This window comes from Ochrobactrum chromiisoli (genome assembly GCF_026241335.1).
Classification (GTDB): Bacteria; Pseudomonadota; Alphaproteobacteria; order Rhizobiales; family Rhizobiaceae; genus Brucella; species Brucella chromiisoli.
In genome coordinates, this window is sequence record NZ_JAPHAV010000017.1 from 21,950 (window position 1) to 38,993 (window position 17,044).

Sequence of the window (17,044 nt, forward strand, 5' to 3'; positions counted from 1 at the left end):
CATATGGGGAACTTCATGACCGAAACAGGTCTGTTCAGTCTGGTGTCGCTGGGGACACTGATTTTCGGTTACATTCTCGGCTCCATTCCTTTCGGGCTTGTTCTGACCCGGCTTGCGGGTCTGGGCGATGTGCGTGCAATCGGGTCCGGCAATATTGGTGCAACCAATGTTTTGCGCACCGGCAACAAAAAGCTCGCAGCCGCAACACTCATTCTTGATGCGCTCAAAGGCACCGTTGCGGTGCTGATCGCATGGCGGTTTGGCGAAGCGGCTGCAATTGCCGCGGGTTTTGGTGCCTTCATCGGCCATCTTTTCCCGGTGTGGATTGGTTTTAAGGGCGGCAAAGGTGTCGCAACCTATCTCGGCATTCTGATCGGTCTCGCATGGCCCAGCGCACTGGTTTTTATCGCGGCATGGATCATCACCGCCCTTCTCACCCGCTATTCTTCGCTGTCAGCACTGGTGGCAAGTCTTATTGTTCCGATTGTGCTTTATATGCGTGGTGATCCGGCAATTGCCGGCTTGTTTGCCGTCATGACATTGATCATCTTTATCAAGCATCACACCAACATCTCGCGGCTTTTAAGCGGCACCGAGAGCAAGATCGGCAAAAAGGGATGACAGAAAGCGCGAATTCGAAAAATGGAATTCGCCTCTCAGATCGGCAGCGGCTCAACTGGCTGCGTCTTATCCGCACTGACAATATCGGATCGGTGACGTTCCGTGATCTGATTTTGTTTTGCGGATCAGCCGCCAACGCGATTGAACGGCTGCCAAGCCTCAACATTCGTGGCGGCGGCTCGCGAACTATACGCGTCACACCGCTCGAAGATGCCGAGCGTGAGCTTGAAGCCATTGAGCGCATCGGCGCGCGTCTTGTTGGCATGGGCGAACCCGACTATCCGCAACAATTGAAAAACTGCGAAGCGCCTCCTCCGCTGGTCATCATCAAGGGTGATGTCAATGTGTTTCGCAAACCGCCCATAGCGATCGTTGGCTCACGCAATGCGTCAGTCGTCGGCGCACGTTTTACCGAAAAAATTGCACGTGATCTGGGTGATGCAGGTTTCGCTATTGTCTCCGGCCTTGCACGCGGCATTGATGCCGCAGCGCATAAGGCAAGCATGCAAAGCGGAACGGTGGCTGTGCTGGCTGGCGGCCTTGATAAGCCCTATCCACCCGAAAACCTGCCGATTTATCGTGCCATTCCTGAACATAGCGGCGCGCTGATCACCGAAATGCCCATGGGGGCTGAACCACGCTCGCGTGATTTCCCGCGCCGTAACCGCATTATTGCAGGCCTTTCACTCGGTCTCATCGTGGTTGAAGCAGCGGAGCGTTCGGGTTCGCTCATCAGTGCCCGTATGGCTGGTGAAATGGGCCGCACAGTCTTTGCCGTGCCCGGCTCACCGCTTGATCCGCGTGCACGCGGCACCAATGCGCTTTTGAAGCAAGGGGCAACACTGGTAACGCATGCCGATGATGTCATTGAAGCCCTTGCTCCGCTGACAGGCGGCGAAACTATGCGCAACAAGACGGATCAACCTGATCTTCTCAAACAGTTTGAGGAACCACCAGAGCACCGTCAGGCAGCAACCACGGATGAAGAGCGAGACATTCTTATGAATGCGCTCGGACCGGTCCCTGTCGATATTGACACGCTTGTCAGACACACGGGCCTGGAATCGGGCAATGTACAATTCATTCTGCTGGAACTCGATCTTGCCGGGAGGCTATTACGGTATCCCGGCAATCAGGTGGCGCTTATGCCTCAATAAAAATAAACGGATAATTATTGAGCATTCTCGCAAAGGCGGCGCTCGTCCCGCGCTTCCTGCAATGCCATATCCATCATATATGCCAGCATATGCTGATTATTTTTTTTGGCCATAATGATCAGTTCTTCAAGCATCTGTTCAATATACATGATTATCTCCCCGCGCGTTGCTATCCGTTGAACCATTCTTGCCCCCAAGATCGTTCGGTTTCATGCTTATGAAAACCACCCTTCTGGCGCTTGCCCGTTGGATATACCCCAACGCAATACTATCATTTGGTTTATAATTAACAAAAGCAATTTTAAGTTGTATTTATCGATTTTTCGCTCGTCGCTCTTGACCAAACGCAAACCGCTGTTCATGTGAAAGGCAAATATTTGAACGCGATAAAAGGATAATCCATCCGTAAGCATCGCGAATCTGGGCAGTTTTAATGAACGTCGTCGTAGTCGAATCGCCTGCCAAGGCAAAAACCATCAATAAATATCTAGGCTCGAACTATAAGGTTCTGGCCTCGTTTGGTCACGTGCGAGATCTACCAGCTAAGGACGGATCGGTCCGTCCGGATGAAGATTTTGCAATGTCATGGGAGGTAGACAGCAATTCCTCCAAGCGTCTGGCAGACATTGTCAAAGCGCTCAAAGACAGCGATGCATTGTTTCTTGCAACTGACCCTGATCGCGAAGGGGAAGCCATTTCGTGGCACGTGCTGGAAGTTCTTAATCAGAAGAAAGCGCTCAAGGGCAAAACGGTCAAGCGTGTTGCATTCAATGCGATCACCAAAAAGGCCGTTCTGGATGCTATCGCCAATCCACGCGATATTGATGAGCCGCTGGTCGATGCCTATCTAGCGCGCCGTGCCCTCGACTATCTGGTTGGCTTCAACCTCTCTCCGGTTTTGTGGCGCAAGTTGCCCGGCGCGCGTTCTGCGGGCCGTGTGCAGTCTGTGGCGCTGCGTCTGGTCTGTGATCGCGAATCCGAGATTGAACGCTTCATTCGTGAAGAATACTGGAATATCGCTGCTGCGCTTAAAACCCCGCGCAACGATGCTTTCACTGCGCGGCTGACCGTTCTTGACGGCAAAAAAGTCGGCAAGCTCGACATCAAGAATGAAGAGCAGGCAACTGCCATCCGTACCATGCTGGAAGGCGCAAGCTTCAAGGCCATCTCTGTCGAGGCCAAGCCAACCAAGCGCAATCCCGGTCCTCCATTCACCACTTCAACACTTCAGCAGGCCGCATCCGGCCAGCTTGGCTTCTCGGCATCGCGCACCATGCAGGTTGCACAGCGCCTTTATGAAGGTGTGGATATTGGCGGCGAAACTGCGGGTCTCATCACCTATATGCGTACCGACGGCGTACAGATGGCTCCAGAGGCGATCAGTGCCGCCCGTGATGCTATTGGCAACAATTTCGGTGCAAAATACGTTCCCGAAAAACCGCGCTATTACTCCAGCAAGGCCAAGAACGCACAGGAAGCGCACGAAGCAATCCGTCCAACGGATTTCTCGCGTCATCCAAAGGAAGTCCGCCGCTATCTCGACGAAGATCAGGCACGCCTTTATGAACTGATCTGGAAGCGCGCCATTGCCAGCCAGATGCAGGCTGCCGACATTGAACGCACGACCGCCGATATTGAAGCCATTAACGGCGCAAAATCGGCGATGCTGCGAGCCAATGGTTCGGTTACGAAGTTTGACGGCTTCCTTGCTGCTTATACAGACCATCGCGAGGAAGAAGACGAGGACGAAGATAGCGCAAAGCTGCCTGAAATCCGTTCTGGTGAGGCCATTTCACGAGAAAAAATCGATGCGACCCAGCATTCGACCGAACCGCCGCCACGCTATTCGGAAGCTTCGCTTATCAAGAAGATGGAAGAGCTTGGCATCGGCCGTCCATCGACCTATGCCGCCACGCTCGCAACGCTGCGCGACCGCGAATATATCACCATCGACAAGCGCAAGCTTATACCGGAACCCAAAGGCCGTCTGGTAACATCGTTTCTTGAAAGCTTTTTCAAACGCTATGTCGAATATGATTTCACGGCGGATCTCGAAGAAAAGCTCGATCTGATTTCCGACGGTAAGCTTTCCTGGAAAGACGTGCTGCGCGATTTCTGGCGCGATTTTTCCGGCTCTATTGATGACATCAAGGAACTGCGCGTTACCAACGTGCTTGATGCACTCAATGAAGAACTCGCGCCGCTCGCCTTCCCTGATCGCGGCGATGGCAGCGATCCACGCACATGCCCAACCTGTGGCACCGGCCAACTTTCGCTCAAACTTGGCAAATATGGTGCATTCGTTGGTTGCTCAAACTATCCTGAATGCAAATTCACCCGCCAGCTCGGCGGTGACGGCAATGGCGAAGCAGCAGCTTCTGATGAACCGAAGTCGCTCGGCAAAGACCCGTTTACCGGTGAGGAAATTACGGCACGCACAGGACGTTTTGGCCCCTATATCCAGCGCGGTGAAGGCAAGGAAGCCAAGCGTGCCAGCCTGCCTAAAGGCTGGTCAGTTGATACAATCGATCATGAAAAGGCCGTGGCACTGTTGTCGCTTCCACGCGATGTTGGCCAGCACCCAGAAACCGGCAAGATGATTTCAGCAGGCATCGGGCGCTATGGGCCTTATGTCAGCCATGACGGCACCTTCGCCAATCTCGAAAACGCCGAAGAGGTATTTTCAGTTGGTCTTAATCGCGCCGTTGCGGTTCTTGCAGACAAGCAATCCAAAGGCCCCGGTCGCGGACGCTCGACACCGGCAGCCCTTGCAACGCTTGGCGATCACCCCGATGGCGGTCCCATCACCGTGCGCGATGGCCGTTATGGCCCTTATGTCAATTGGGGCAAGGTCAATGCCACACTGCCAAAAGGCCAGGAGCCGACCAGTGTGACACTGGAAGAAGCGCTCGCTTTGATTGCCGCCAAGGCTGGCAGCACCAAGACCAAGAAGGCGCCGGCCCGCAAAACCGCCGCAAAAACTGCGACCGCTGAAAAAAAGACAGCAACGAAAAAGACCGCCGCAAAAAAGCCTGCTGCAAAATCAAAAAGCAAGGCGAAAGCGGCAGAGGAGTAAGACTTGGCACGCCGTTTCCCCAAATCCGATACCGGACGATCCGCACGGACCGAACGGCGTGCAGCAACAGCAAAACGCAACGAGGCAAAGTCGGCTGATCCCATTGCTCATTTGCCGACGCGTCAGGACGTCCTCAAATTCATTGAAGAAAACCCGGACCGCGCTGGCAAGCGTGAACTTGCCAAGGCGTTCAATATCAAGGGCGATGCACGGGTTTATCTTAAAAACCTGCTGCGAGAACTTGCAGACGATGGATTGCTCGAAAAGCGCGCACGCCGATTGTCCCGCCCCGGTTCTCTCCCCCCGATCGCCACGCTCCACATCACCGGCCGCGACAATGATGGCGGCCTCGTTGCCCGTCCGAGCGACTGGGATGAGGCCGAATATGGCAAGCCGCCTGTCGTTCTGATCCGCCGCACACGCCTTAACAAATCATCCGATGGACCGACGGTTGGTGTTGGTGACCGCGTCTTGGCGAAGATTTTCCGCAACAAGGAAAATGAAGGTCCGGAATATTCGGCCCGCGTCATCAAGGTTATAGACCAGAGCAGCAATGCGGTTCTCGGCGTTTTGCGCCGGCTGAGCAGCGGCGAGTGGCGGCTTGAACCCGTTAACCGCAAGCAGCCGGAAGTGCAGCTTGACCCGCAATCGCTGCTCGACGCCAAAAGCGGCGATCTGGTCGAAGTCGAACTTCAGTCTTCACGCCGCTACGGTCTACCGAGTGGGAAGGTGCGTCAGGTCGTAGGCTCTGTCGATAGTGAAAAAGCGCTTTCGATGATCGCGATCCATGAACACGAAATTCCGCATATCTTCCCAGAAGACGTGATCCGCGAAGCCGAAAATGCCAAGCCTGCAACGCTGGAAGGCCGCGAAGACTGGCGCAAAATTCCGCTCGTCACTATTGATCCGGCCGATGCAAAGGATCACGATGATGCGGTCTATGCCGAGCCGGATACCGACCCGACCAATCTGGGCGGCCACGTCGTCATCGTGGCGATTGCCGATGTTGCAGCCTATGTGCGTCCCAATTCAGCACTCGACCGTGAAGCATTGAAGCGCGGCAACTCAGTCTATTTTCCCGACCGCGTTGTGCCGATGCTTCCAGAGCGCATTTCCAATGATCTGTGCTCACTGCGTGAACTGGAAGATCGCCCAGCACTTGCTGTGCGCATGGTTTTCGACGCCAATGGTCACAAGAAGTCTCACAAGTTCCATCGCATCCTGATGCGTTCGGCTGCAAAACTCGCCTATGCGCAGGCACAGGCCGCGATTGATGGCGCAACCGACGAGAAGACCGCACCGATACTCGACATGATCCTCAAGCCGTTGTGGGCTGCATATGGCGCTCTCAAACGCGGTCGCGATGCGCGTGAACCGCTTGAGCTGGATTTGCCTGAGAAAAAAATCATTCTGGCACCCGATGGCAAGGTGGACAAAGTGGTCGTGCCTGAACGGCTTGATGCGCATAAGCTCATCGAGGAGTTCATGATTCAGGCCAATGTTGCAGCGGCAGAAGTGCTTGAAGCGCATCGCCAGCCACTGATCTTCCGCATTCACGATGAACCCGCCCTTGCGAAGCAGGAATCCTTGCGCGAGTTTCTGCGCACGCTTGATATGAACCTGGCCAAAGGCGCCGCTCTCAAGCCGGCACAGTTCAACCGCATTTTAGAGGCTGTTGAAGGCACGGATCATCAGGATCTGGTCAATCAGGTTGTGCTGCGCACGCAAAGTCAGGCGATTTACAGCCCTGATAATATTGGTCATTTTGGCCTGCATTTGCATAAATATGCGCATTTCACTTCGCCCATCCGCCGTTATGCCGATCTGATCGTGCATCGGGCTTTGATCAAGGCTCTGAATCTTGGCAAGGATGGCCTGACCACCGATGAAGAAGCCCAGCTTGAAGAAACAGCAGCACTGATTTCATCCACGGAACGCCGCGCGATGCTTGCCGAGCGCGAAACCGTGGACCGTCTGATCGCACATTTCCTCGCCGCCCATCTGGGCGATGATTATGAAGCCCGTGTTACCGGAGTGACGAGGGCCGGATTGTTTGTGTCTCTTGCGACATATGGCGCAGATGGGCTTGTGCCTATTTCAACTTTGGGTGATGAATACTATCTTTACGATGAAGCCAATCATGCAATTGCCGGTGAAAGAAGCGGAAAAGGCTTCCGTCTCGGTGATACGGTGACGGTAAGGCTTGTGGAAGCGCTCCCTGTTGCGGGGGCACTTCGTTTTGAGATGGTTTCGGAACCGCATTCCCTGCCGATGTCGACGCGTTCGCATCATAAGGCAAGCAAAGGAATGCGCGGGCGCAAAGGAAAACCTTCGGGCGTTTCGCGCTCTAAGAGCAGAGGTCGCAGATGAGCATGCTAGAGGCCAGTTCCACAGACAGTCCAGTTCAGGTTTTCGGTGGCGAAAGCCCGAAAGCCGCACGACCGAGCCGTGATTTGAAGCAAGCCATGTGGCGTGGCTTCAAATCCCGCTGCCCGCATTGCGGCGAAGGAAAGCTGTTTCGTGCGTTTGTGAAACCGGTCGACCATTGCTCCGTCTGCGGTGAAGATTACACAGAACAGCGCGCCGATGATCTGCCGGCCTATCTGACGATCCTCATCGTCGGCCATATCGTGGTTGCGGCTTTCATGGGCGTGGAAGCCACCACCAATCTATCGCTGTTGACCCATATGGCCATATGGGGGCCGATGATCGTTCTGTTGAGCCTGCTCCTGCTACAGCCTGTCAAAGGCGCGACAATCGGGCTGCAATGGGCTTTGTTCATGCACGGATTCGGTGGACACGGCGAAGGCGATTACAGCGACGTCACATAACAAGCGGTTCTACCGTGACAGCCTGCGCCCCTTCAAAGCCGACCTCTCCCAAGCCAGCATTGCGGCCCTGCGATGCCGCATCCTTGGTGTTGATTGACCGCACAGGCAACACACCGCGTATTCTTATGGGGCGGCGCCACCCCAGTCTGGTTTTCATGCCGGGAAAATTCGTCTTCCCCGGCGGCAGAGCCGATGCGGAAGATGGTGCCATCGCCGCCGCAAGCGAACTGACAGAGGATGACACACAGAAACTGCTTTCCGGCATGGGTGCTCGGGCAACATTGCGTCGGGCACGCGCGCTTGGGCTTTGTGCCATCCGCGAAACATTTGAGGAAACGGGGTTGCGGATTGCACGCCGCGTCACAGCCGAAGCCACAGCCGAAGCCTCGTCTCGCAAACAACTGTCATCAAACACCATAATAATGCCTGATAATAAGGATTGGTGTGCATTCCTTGAGCGTGGCGCATTGCCTGCACTTGGCGATCTGCGCTATTTCGCCCGTGCTGTGACACCACCAGGCAATATTCGTCGATTCGATACGCGATTTTTCATCGCATTTCGCGACAGTTTACCGGGACTGGAAAGCTCAGCACTTGTCCCAAGCGGAGAATTGGAAGATTTGGATTGGGTCGCCATTGATGATGTTGATAAACTCGACGTTGCCCGCATTACGCAAGCCATTCTGAAGGAAGCACGAATGCTGCTCTCGCAAAGCCGGTTTGACCTGCCCGTCACTCTTCCTGTGGCGCAATACAGCAAGCGGCATGGCCGCTTTGTGCGTGAAGTGATCTGACCTTATGAATAAAGAAATCTATCCTGCTGAGAGCATTCCTCAGGAACCAAACGGCAGGAACCCTCAGGGGCAGTTGCATTGGCGCTCGCTTGCCGCAGCGATCGCTACGATCAGCGCTATGGGTGCCGCTATCGGGCTTGGCATTCCGCTTTTGAGCGTGCTGCTTGAAAGCCGCGGCTATTCCGCCAGCCTTATCGGGGCAAACACTGCTGTTGCGGGCCTTGCATCGATTGTTGCAGCGCCGCTTGCCGCACCGATTGCTGCCCGCCTTGGTGTGGCCAAGGCCATCGTGTTGATGCTGGTCATCGGCAGCATCGCTTTTGTCGGATTTCACTTTCTGCAACCGCTTTGGGCATGGTTTGCTCTGCGAATCGTGCTGCATTTTGCGTTGACGGTGCTGTTCGTTCTGTCCGAATACTGGATCAATGCCTCCGCACCGCCCGAAAAACGGGGATTGGTGCTCGGAATCTATGCGACATCGCTCTCGCTCGGTTTCGCATTTGGCCCCTGGCTGTTCTCGAAAATTGGCAGCGCCGGTGGCCTGCCCTTCTATGTCGGCTTCGCAATCATCCTGATTGCTACAATTCCGGTGCTTATTGCATGGCGCGACAGCCCGGATTTTGAGGAAGGTGAGCACGTTCCCTTCCTGCCCTTCATTTTTGCTGTTCCCACGGCAACAATGGCCGTGTTTGTGTTTGGCGCCGTTGAAACGGGCGGCTTTGCGCTGTTTCCGGTGTTCGGCGCAAAGGTCGGCTATACGGAGGGTGATGCAGCGCTCTTATTGACCATGATCGGGCTTGGCAATGTGCTTATGCAAATTCCGCTTGGCATCGTCAGCGACCGTATTTCCGACCGCCGTAAACTGCTGCTGTTTTGTGCCGTAACCGGGCTCTTGGGCATGATCGCGCTGCCTTATCTTATGAGCAACTGGTATCTGATGGCAGGGGTTTTGTTTCTATGGGGCGGCGTTGTCGCCGGACTCTATACTGTTGGCCTCGCCCATCTCGGCTCTGAACTCACCGGACGCGAACTCGCATCCGCCAACGCCGCCTTCATCTTTTGCTATGCCATCGGCATGTTGGCAGGGCCACAAGTGGTCGGTGTGGGCATGGATGCCATGGGTACAAAGGGTTTTCCGCTCACTCTTGGCATGTTTTTTGCGGCTTTCGCACTCTTTGCTGCGATTAGGCTTGTTCAAAGAAAGAAGCGGGGTTGACTTTTCCCCCTTAATCCGTAGTGTCGCGCCGAATTTCCGCTTCTGGCCAACTGGCGAGACTCGCAGCGGTTTAATCATGAAAGAGCAGGTATTTCGATATGGCCAAGGCTACGACCATCAAGATCAAGCTTTTGTCGACCGCTGACACCGGCTTCTTCTACGTAACGAAGAAGAACAGCCGCACGATGACGGATAAGATGACAAAGACAAAATACGACCCGATTGCGCGCAAGCACGTCGAGTTCAAGGAAACGAAGATCAAGTAATTCGTTTCCGACGCCAGTCCACTGGCAGGAATCAAAAAGCCGTCTCTTTCGAGGCGGCTTTTTTGTTGGCTTTTATTCAATATCATGCAGCCGACAGGACAACCCTGTTGCGGCCTTTTTTCTTGGCCTCATAAAGAGCTGCATCGGTGCGTGCGAAAAGCGCTTCAACACTATCCCCCCCCATCAGCCGCAAGGCTGCAATCCCGATGCTGATCGTCATGGTGATCTCATGCTTGCCGCGCGCAATCACAAAAGGCTTCGCAGCGATTGCCTCACGCAGACGCTCCGCGACGGCCGCAGCAGATGCAAGATCCGTATCGGGAAGCACCACAGCAAACTCTTCGCCGCCATAGCGACACATTACATCCATGCCGCGAATTTGCGTGCGCAACCGCGATGAGAATTCACGCAGTACATCATCACCGCCATCATGACCGTATTTGTCATTGACGCGCTTGAAATGGTCGAAGTCCACCATGATGACTGATAATGGCCGCTCACGCCCCATAGCGCGAGACAATAGCACCGGCATGTGGGTATCCAGATAACGGCGGTTATGCAGCCCAGTGAGGCTGTCCGTGACCGCCATGGTGATTGTACGGTTCAAGCTCTGCCGCAAAAGATCATTATAACATTTACGTTTGATCTGCGTCCGCAGCCGCGCATAAAGCTCAAGCTTCTCCAGCGGACGCATCACATAATCATTCACCCCCAGTTCAAGCGCACGCACCACCAGAGAGCCTTCTTCTTCATTCACAATAAGAATGATGGGAACAAGCCGCGTGCGTTCAATGGTGCGCATCTGAGAGCAGAGCCGCAAAGGATCGTAATAGATGAAGTCTGCCGAAATGACGATGCTGTCATAGTCGTTCTCGATCGCCTTGATGAGAGCGTCATTGGCATCATGCGCAACATCAACAAAATAATCTTCGCCCAGAATCAAGCGCAGCCGAGCGGCTGCCAGCTCGTTCTCATCGACCACGAGAATGCGCGCTGCGTCCTCACCGGCCCCAAAGCGACCGGAAAGTTTCGCCGCAAGCAGAGCTTCCACTTCCGTATCCGCCACAGTGCCGGTGCGCTGAAACAACTCGTCAGACACCATTTTAAGCCGGGCAAGGCTTTTCACACGTGAAAGAAGTTGGGAATCCTTGACCGGCTTGGACATGAAATCGTCCGCTCCCGCCTCAAGCCCCATGATCTTGTCTTCCGCACTGCTGAGCGCGGTCAGGATGATAACAGGAATATTGGTCGTTCGCGGATCATCCTTCAAACGACGACAAACCTCAAACCCCTCAATACCCGGAATCAAAACATCGAGAATGATCACATCAATCTGACCACCAAGACAGATTTCAATCGCCTCAGCACCATTATTGGCTGTAATAACTTCGTAATACTCGCTCAGCAGCAGCGCTTCGAGCAGCTTTACGTGTGTTTCCTCAGCGTCAACGACGAGAATTCTTGCTGTCATAATACACTGCCCCCAATTCCCGCCCCCTCTGTGCCCTTATAATAAAGACCGCTCTAAGCGTCTCCCAAATATGATTTTATGGTTTCGATAAAACGCGGAACCGAAATAGGTTTTGATATATAAGCCTCGCAGCCGCCCTGCCGGATGCGCTCCTCATCTCCCTTCATCGCAAATGCCGTGACCGCAATCACCGGAATATGCTTGAGTTCGTCATCATCCTTAAGCCACTTGGTGACTTCCAGACCGGAGACTTCAGGAAGCTGAATATCCATCAAAATGAGATCGGGCCTATGCTCGCGGGCAAGATCAAGCGCTTCAAGACCATTCCGGGTCCTGATGGTTTCATATCCGCTGGCTTCGATAAGATCGCGAAACAACTTCATATTGAGTTCGTTGTCCTCGACGATCATCACAGTTTTAGTCATCGAATATTCCCTGGCCTAATTCTTATCCGTCGCAAGACAGGTTGATCTGCCCATTACACCCCTATGGAATTCCTGAGTTTAAGCGCATTTCATTGACGAAAGGCAAATATTCCTTCCATCTTGCATTGAAGCACTGAAGCGTGGGGGATAAAAGCAAGCATATTCGAAGAATGGAGACAGCCCATGAAGACGCTCATGAGCAAGACGGATGCGGAAAACGTTGCAGTTGAAGCGCTGATGTGGCTCGCACAAGACAAGGAACTGATGTCCCGCTTTCTCGCTTTGACCGGTATAGAGGCTTCTTCAATCCGCTCCGCGGCCCAGGAGCCCGGCTTTTTGGCTGGCGTTCTGCAATTTTATCTTGGACACGAACCCACACTGATGCGTTTTTGCCAGGAAACCGCGCGTGACCCGGTGACAATTGAAAAAGCAGCGGTACTTCTGCCGGGCGGACTAAACCAACATTTTTAATAAAAAGCCCCGCAAAAACAGGGCCTTATCAGTTCTATCGCTTAGAGCGCGTTTCGATCTGATTGAATCAGATCAACGCTCTGATCCCTTATTTTAACGCGCATCTTTGTCCGAAAACTGTTTCACAGTTTCCGGGATGCGCTCTAAAAGAAAATCAGGCGCTTGCAGCTTCGGTGTGCGACACGCTGAGAACACTCAGCTCATGCGTCTTTCCGTCACGTGCAACCCAAGACATGGACTGTCCCGGCGTAAGACCAATCAATGCTGTACCAATTGGTGTCAGGATAGAGATTCGACCCTGCGCAATATCGGCCTCGCCCGGATAAACCAGCGTGACTTTACGCTCATGTCCATCATTGGAGCGGAACTCGACCGTCGACCCCATGTGAACGACATCTGCCGGCAATTTCTTGAACGGAACCACCTTGGCGCGGTCCAGTTCCTGCAGTAACTCCTCAGCAACCTCCTCCAGTTTTTCGGAGACGTTGCCGGCCAGAATTGTCAGCCGTTCGTGATCAAGATCACTGACGACGATCTTTGGCTTTTTGCGATTCTTTGCATTCATGACGATAGCTCACTGCTGCCTAATGATGATTGTCCTCCGTAACTCGACTGGCCCGGAGCAACTGTTTGAATTTTTAAAGAAAGCGCTTTTAGTAATTCCGCTTGAAGGTGAGCGGCAAACCGTCCCCCAGAATCCTCTGCGCTAAGCAGGACTCGAGGGTTGCTATCCCGTGATCGGCTGAACCCGATGGAGTATGGAAGCAAAACGATTGTTCATACTGCTAAACTTGGTGATATCTTTGCCAATGTCAAGTGCAGAGCGAACAGGATAGCAGAGTGACGATAGCATTATCGTACATTGGTGCTATAAACGATGTTCCTTTTATGTTCATCAAACCGCACACAGCCATGACCGAGCCATTTGCCGTTAACAGTCCAGAGTTCGGCTTCTGCCGCGATTGTCTATCGCTGCAAAAGGCTGAGTCTGCGCGGCGTTGCCGTAGTTGTGGCAGCCCGCGTCTGGTGCGGCATACCGAACTTTACAAACTCTCACTCGCCCACGTGGATTGCGATGCGTTTTATGCTTCGGTTGAAAAGCGCGACAATCCCGACCTTCGCGATAAGCCGCTCATTATCGGTGGCGGCAAGCGCGGTGTTGTTTCCACGGCCTGCTACATAGCCCGCATTCATGGCGTACGCTCTGCCATGCCGATGTATAAAGCTCTGGAAGCCTGCCCACAGGCTGTCGTCGTCACACCGAATATGGAAAAATATGCACGTGTCGGACGTGAAGTTCGCCAGCTGATGCATGATCTCACGCCGCTCGTCGAACCCATATCCATTGATGAAGCATTCCTTGATCTTGGCGGCACAGAAAGACTGCACCGTGCGCCTGCGGCGATCATACTGGCGCGCTTTGCCAAGCGAGTCGAAGACGAGATCGGCATCACGATCTCTGTGGGGCTGTCCTATTGCAAATATCTGGCCAAAGTCGCATCAGATCTTGAAAAGCCCCGTGGGTTTTCTGTCATAGGCGAGGCAGAGGCACTTGAATTTCTGCGCGACAAGCCAACAAGCATGATCTGGGGGGTTGGAAAATCCTTCAATGCGAAGCTTGAGAGCGACGGTATTCGCACCATAGGCCAGCTTCAAACCATGGATGAGGGCACACTTATGAAAGCCTATGGCACAATGGGCCAGCGGCTTTTCAGACTGTCGCGTGGACAGGATAGCCGCAAAGTTGAACCTGAACATGATATGAAAAGCGTTTCGGCTGAAACAACGTTCAACAAAGACCTTTCTGAAGCGAGCGACCTCGTGCCTGTGCTACGAGCGCTGTCGGAAAAAGTATCTCGACGCCTGAAGTCCGGCAATATTGCGGGGCGCACGATCGTGCTTAAACTCAAAACTCAGGACTTCAAACTGCGCACGCGAAATCGACAGCTGGCGGACCCGACAAAGCTTGCCGACCGTATTTTCCGCACAGGTCTGCAGCTTCTCGAAAAAGAACTGGATGGGACCAAATTCAGATTGCTCGGCATTGGCGTTGGTGAGCTCTCCACGGATGACCGTGCCGATCCGCCAGACCTTGTCGATACGCAGGCTACAAAGCGTGCTGTCACGGAAGGCGCTATTGACCGTCTGCGCAACAAGTTTGGAAATAATGCGGTGGAAACAGGCTACACGTTTTCCAAAGGCAGCCTTGCACGTCCACAGACTCCGCCGGATCGCGATCCAGAAGATTAGCCCCTTTTCACAATACCTTTAGGAAAGTGCTGGAGAAAAGTCTCTCACGCGCCGGTAACGCCTTGACGAAGCGCATCTCTATCAATATTGGAACTTCTCAAGAGAGCATTTGCTGATTTGACATGCCTCTTACGGATGGCCTCATGGCGGAGTGGTTACGCAGAGGACTGCAAATCCTTGCACCCCGGTTCGATTCCGGGTGAGGCCTCCAACCTTTTCTCAATTTCATTATAAGACATTGAAAGTGCTTTGATATTTCTCAAGGTGTGGCAATGCGTTCACCTTGCACCCCTCAATTCTCCTTCTTCTGCCCTGCTTCGAACCTCTGCAATATCTCCACCACAAGGCGTATGTCATCGCCAAAAACTCACACTGTAATTAATCTTATTCTCACATGATAAAACAGTTTATATTTTTTAAATAAAATTTCGCTCGACATTGAAGGCAATGAAACAACTATTTTGATCAGCTTCGTATATGATTGGCGCGAGCACAGCCATAAGTGCAGCATCTATTTGTAATTAAAGCCGGACATCAAGTAACGGCCGCTAAATTGGTTACTCTGAACCGCCTCTGATTTGCTGGATACCTAAAATTTTGAGAATTAGGGTCTATGAAAAGGAAAAGGATATGGTGCTCGCCTGTGAACTCGTCATCGGTTTACCTGCAGGCAAAGTTCTTGCTGATTGGGCTTGTGACGCCGACGTGGCCTCACATATACCGCCTAATCGAAAAGGCGCGTGATAAATCTAACCTGCTCTGAACATAACGCTTGAGAAATAATTCTTCCGTCACTCGTTATTTGGGCGACAAATTCAGAATCTAAAAGCGTGTTCTTCAAAATATACCATCCACCACGGGGACGAATGAGCCCCTCCGCCAAATAAAGACTTCCATTGCGTGAAATCACATTGGCTTCCCAAGCCCTCCCCAAGCATCGTTGCGCGGAACTGAGATCGCCCGCACCTAATGCTGCGCGAACCCGCGTAGACGAAAATTCTGACTGCAACAGAATAACATCGACACTCATGTTATACTTTGCCGCCAATTCCTTTAGCGCGGCACAATCTCCCCTCCTGCCCGCGCCGAAGCGGAAATTCTCGCCCACAATCACATGAGAAACATCAAGCTTTTTATGAAGCACGTCGTAAACGAAAGCCTCGGGCGTCAGTGAAGCAAACTCTTTATCAAATGTTGGCTCGAAAATATAATCAACACCCAACATTTCAGCTCTTTGGTGCTTCTGCTCGGGAAGCGCCAGTCTTCCTATGGCCATATCAGGATTGAAGAACTGGCGCGGATGCGGTTCCACCGACATGATTGCCACCGGGCATGTTTGCCCTGCAATTTGCCTTGCCTTTCGGATGAGGAGTTGATGGCCTAAATGAAAGCCATCAAAATTTCCCAAAGCAATCACACCTCGCGCCAGACAACTGCCTGTCAGATTGCCACTCCGCACAATCTCAATTGGCTTTATGACAGACTTAGAAACAACGGCGCTTTCAGTACCCATATTTCAGCCCCAATGCCTAGCGTGCCCCGCGCACGAAGCTTTCGCCCAATGCCTGCGGAAGACTGGCCTTTCGCCCTGCAATTAACAGCACCAACATCACCATAACGAATGGCAGCATCTGAATAATATCGGTCGGCACATTGACGCCTGCGACCTGCAAAGCTGTCGTCAGAGAAAGGCTCGCACCAAAGAGAAGCGCCCCGCCCAACACCCACAATGGCCTGCCTCGTGCCAGCATTGCTAAAACGATCGCAATGAAGCCATTGCCGTGGCTCATAAACGGAATGAATACACCTGCAACTGCTACCGACATAAAAGCACCGCCAAGACCGGCAAGCGCTCCCGTTATCAATACGGCGGTGCTGCGGGTCCGTACCACATCTACGCCTGTTGCATCCAATGCCGCAGGCTTGTCACCAGCCGCCTGCAACGCCGTACCCCAATGAGTCATTCTATAAATCCAGGCAAAAACAGCGACCAGCGCAACAGCCAGATACACAATCGGGTTATGGTTAAACAGGATAGGGCCCAGCACCGGAATTTCAGAAAGTGGCCATATCGGCCATTTGGCAGCACCGTCCAGACGAGGATAACTACGCGAAAACTGCACAAAATGCAGAAGAGCAGTCAGCCCTTGCACTGCAAGGGTTAGCGCAATGCCTATAACAATCTGATTGAGGCCTAAGCGCACACAAAGCAAAGCCATGAATGCAGCAACAAAGGCACCAGCTGCAGCGCCGCCGATAAACCCCAGCCCCATATTGCCTGTGCTCCAAGCAACAAGAAACCCTGCATAAGCACCCGCAAGTATCATGCCTTCAAGACCAATATTAAGCACGCCTGCCTTCTCGGAAAGCTGTTCCCCAAGTCCGGCCAGCAACAGTGGCGTTCCCGCAGCGATCGCCCCAAGAAACAAAGTGATGATGAAACTTTCAGTAAAAAGTGACATATTC

The 17,044-nt window shown here is 53.2% G+C and carries 16 protein-coding genes and 1 tRNA gene; 11 read left to right on the plus strand and 6 right to left on the minus strand.

Annotation, left to right across the window (positions count from 1 at the left end; translation table 11 throughout):
• The first annotated feature begins 15 nt into the window (after nt 1-15).
• The gene (gene plsY, locus OPR82_RS19900; RefSeq protein WP_265986632.1) at nt 16-621 is read left to right on the plus strand and encodes a glycerol-3-phosphate 1-O-acyltransferase PlsY; all 606 of its coding nucleotides are present in this window, start codon (nt 16-18) and stop codon (nt 619-621) included.
• Nucleotides 618-1,778, plus strand: a complete 1,161-nt coding sequence (gene dprA, locus OPR82_RS19905) for a DNA-processing protein DprA (protein WP_265986633.1) — start codon at nt 618-620, stop codon at nt 1,776-1,778. The genes plsY and dprA overlap by 4 nt, the downstream gene beginning before the upstream one ends.
• Before the next feature lie 14 nt (nt 1,779-1,792).
• On the opposite strand, the gene OPR82_RS19910 is transcribed toward dprA, so the two are convergent.
• On the minus strand, nt 1,793-1,927 hold the full coding sequence (locus OPR82_RS19910) for a hypothetical protein (RefSeq protein ID WP_265986634.1): 135 nt from the start codon (nt 1,925-1,927) through the stop codon (nt 1,793-1,795).
• Between the two features lie 284 nt (nt 1,928-2,211).
• Between OPR82_RS19910 and topA the strand changes: the two genes are divergently transcribed.
• The 6 genes from topA (at nt 2,212) to rpmG (ending at nt 9,961) form a co-directional block, all read left to right on the plus strand.
• On the plus strand, nt 2,212-4,854 hold the full coding sequence (gene topA / locus OPR82_RS19915) for a type I DNA topoisomerase (protein WP_265986635.1): 2,643 nt from the start codon (nt 2,212-2,214) through the stop codon (nt 4,852-4,854).
• Nucleotides 4,855-4,857: 3 nt separating this feature from the next.
• Nucleotides 4,858-7,224, plus strand: a complete 2,367-nt coding sequence (gene rnr, locus OPR82_RS19920) for a ribonuclease R (RefSeq protein WP_265986637.1) — start codon at nt 4,858-4,860, stop codon at nt 7,222-7,224.
• On the plus strand, nt 7,221-7,685 hold the full coding sequence (locus OPR82_RS19925; RefSeq protein ID WP_265986639.1) for a DUF983 domain-containing protein: 465 nt from the start codon (nt 7,221-7,223) through the stop codon (nt 7,683-7,685). The genes rnr and OPR82_RS19925 overlap by 4 nt, the downstream gene beginning before the upstream one ends.
• Before the next feature lie 155 nt (nt 7,686-7,840).
• Nucleotides 7,841-8,479 (plus strand): NUDIX hydrolase, encoded by a 639-nt coding sequence (locus tag OPR82_RS19930; protein ID WP_265986693.1) that lies wholly within the window; start codon nt 7,841-7,843, stop codon nt 8,477-8,479.
• A gap of 73 nt (nt 8,480-8,552) precedes the next feature.
• Nucleotides 8,553-9,695 carry an MFS transporter gene (locus tag OPR82_RS19935; RefSeq protein ID WP_265986695.1) on the plus strand — a complete coding sequence of 381 codons (1,143 nt, stop codon included), beginning with the start codon at nt 8,553-8,555 and terminating at the stop codon, nt 9,693-9,695.
• 98 nt (nt 9,696-9,793) lie between these two features.
• The gene (rpmG, locus tag OPR82_RS19940; RefSeq protein WP_140903472.1) at nt 9,794-9,961 is read left to right on the plus strand and encodes a 50S ribosomal protein L33; all 168 of its coding nucleotides are present in this window, start codon (nt 9,794-9,796) and stop codon (nt 9,959-9,961) included.
• A gap of 82 nt (nt 9,962-10,043) precedes the next feature.
• Here the strand turns inward: rpmG and OPR82_RS19945 are convergent, their stop codons facing one another.
• Both OPR82_RS19945 and OPR82_RS19950 read right to left on the minus strand, forming a co-directional pair.
• Nucleotides 10,044-11,432 (minus strand): PleD family two-component system response regulator, encoded by a 1,389-nt coding sequence (locus OPR82_RS19945; protein ID WP_265986642.1) that lies wholly within the window; start codon nt 11,430-11,432, stop codon nt 10,044-10,046.
• Nucleotides 11,433-11,485: 53 nt separating this feature from the next.
• Nucleotides 11,486-11,857, minus strand: coding sequence for a response regulator (locus tag OPR82_RS19950; RefSeq protein WP_265986643.1), 372 nt, complete (start codon nt 11,855-11,857; stop codon nt 11,486-11,488).
• 183 nt (nt 11,858-12,040) lie between these two features.
• Here OPR82_RS19950 and OPR82_RS19955 point away from each other — a divergent pair, with 183 nt between their 5' ends.
• Nucleotides 12,041-12,328 (plus strand): DUF3572 domain-containing protein, encoded by a 288-nt coding sequence (locus OPR82_RS19955; RefSeq protein WP_265986644.1) that lies wholly within the window; start codon nt 12,041-12,043, stop codon nt 12,326-12,328.
• 154 nt (nt 12,329-12,482) lie between these two features.
• On the opposite strand, the gene rnk is transcribed toward OPR82_RS19955, so the two are convergent.
• Nucleotides 12,483-12,893, minus strand: a complete 411-nt coding sequence (gene rnk, locus OPR82_RS19960) for a nucleoside diphosphate kinase regulator (RefSeq protein ID WP_265986645.1) — start codon at nt 12,891-12,893, stop codon at nt 12,483-12,485.
• Between the two features lie 347 nt (nt 12,894-13,240).
• Here rnk and OPR82_RS19965 point away from each other — a divergent pair, with 347 nt between their 5' ends.
• The gene (locus tag OPR82_RS19965; RefSeq protein ID WP_265986697.1) at nt 13,241-14,578 is read left to right on the plus strand and encodes a DNA polymerase IV; all 1,338 of its coding nucleotides are present in this window, start codon (nt 13,241-13,243) and stop codon (nt 14,576-14,578) included.
• A gap of 137 nt (nt 14,579-14,715) precedes the next feature.
• A tRNA-Cys gene (locus OPR82_RS19970) sits at nt 14,716-14,789 on the plus strand.
• Nucleotides 14,790-15,302: 513 nt separating this feature from the next.
• Here OPR82_RS19970 and OPR82_RS19975 read toward each other — a convergent pair.
• Both OPR82_RS19975 and OPR82_RS19980 read right to left on the minus strand, forming a co-directional pair.
• The gene (locus OPR82_RS19975) at nt 15,303-16,091 is read right to left on the minus strand and encodes an adenylyltransferase/cytidyltransferase family protein (protein ID WP_265986646.1); all 789 of its coding nucleotides are present in this window, start codon (nt 16,089-16,091) and stop codon (nt 15,303-15,305) included.
• Nucleotides 16,092-16,107: 16 nt separating this feature from the next.
• Nucleotides 16,108-17,040 carry a putative B6 ABC transporter permease subunit 1 gene (locus OPR82_RS19980; protein WP_265986647.1) on the minus strand — a complete coding sequence of 311 codons (933 nt, stop codon included), beginning with the start codon at nt 17,038-17,040 and terminating at the stop codon, nt 16,108-16,110.
• Nucleotides 17,041-17,044 lie beyond the last annotated feature (4 nt).

Excerpts from the sequence above, each read along its gene's own strand:
- plsY (WP_265986632.1), top strand. The coding sequence starts at position 16 with ATGACCGAAACAGGTCTGTTCAGTCTGGTGTCGCTGGGGACACTGATT.
- OPR82_RS19955 (WP_265986644.1), top strand. The coding sequence starts at position 12,041 with ATGAAGACGCTCATGAGCAAGACGGATGCGGAAAACGTTGCAGTTGAA.
- OPR82_RS19980 (WP_265986647.1), bottom strand. The coding sequence starts at position 17,040 with ATGTCACTTTTTACTGAAAGTTTCATCATCACTTTGTTTCTTGGGGCG.
- OPR82_RS19930 (WP_265986693.1), top strand. The coding sequence starts at position 7,841 with ATGCCGGGAAAATTCGTCTTCCCCGGCGGCAGAGCCGATGCGGAAGAT.
- OPR82_RS19975 (WP_265986646.1), bottom strand. The coding sequence starts at position 16,091 with ATGGGTACTGAAAGCGCCGTTGTTTCTAAGTCTGTCATAAAGCCAATT.
- OPR82_RS19945 (WP_265986642.1), bottom strand. The coding sequence starts at position 11,432 with ATGACAGCAAGAATTCTCGTCGTTGACGCTGAGGAAACACACGTAAAG.
- dprA (WP_265986633.1), top strand. The coding sequence starts at position 618 with ATGACAGAAAGCGCGAATTCGAAAAATGGAATTCGCCTCTCAGATCGG.
- OPR82_RS19965 (WP_265986697.1), top strand. The coding sequence starts at position 13,241 with ATGACCGAGCCATTTGCCGTTAACAGTCCAGAGTTCGGCTTCTGCCGC.
- OPR82_RS19925 (WP_265986639.1), top strand. The coding sequence starts at position 7,221 with ATGAGCATGCTAGAGGCCAGTTCCACAGACAGTCCAGTTCAGGTTTTC.
- rnk (WP_265986645.1), bottom strand. The coding sequence starts at position 12,893 with ATGAATGCAAAGAATCGCAAAAAGCCAAAGATCGTCGTCAGTGATCTT.
- OPR82_RS19910 (WP_265986634.1), bottom strand. The coding sequence starts at position 1,927 with ATGTATATTGAACAGATGCTTGAAGAACTGATCATTATGGCCAAAAAA.
- rpmG (WP_140903472.1), top strand. The coding sequence starts at position 9,794 with ATGGCCAAGGCTACGACCATCAAGATCAAGCTTTTGTCGACCGCTGAC.
- OPR82_RS19950 (WP_265986643.1), bottom strand. The coding sequence starts at position 11,857 with ATGACTAAAACTGTGATGATCGTCGAGGACAACGAACTCAATATGAAG.
- topA (WP_265986635.1), top strand. The coding sequence starts at position 2,212 with ATGAACGTCGTCGTAGTCGAATCGCCTGCCAAGGCAAAAACCATCAAT.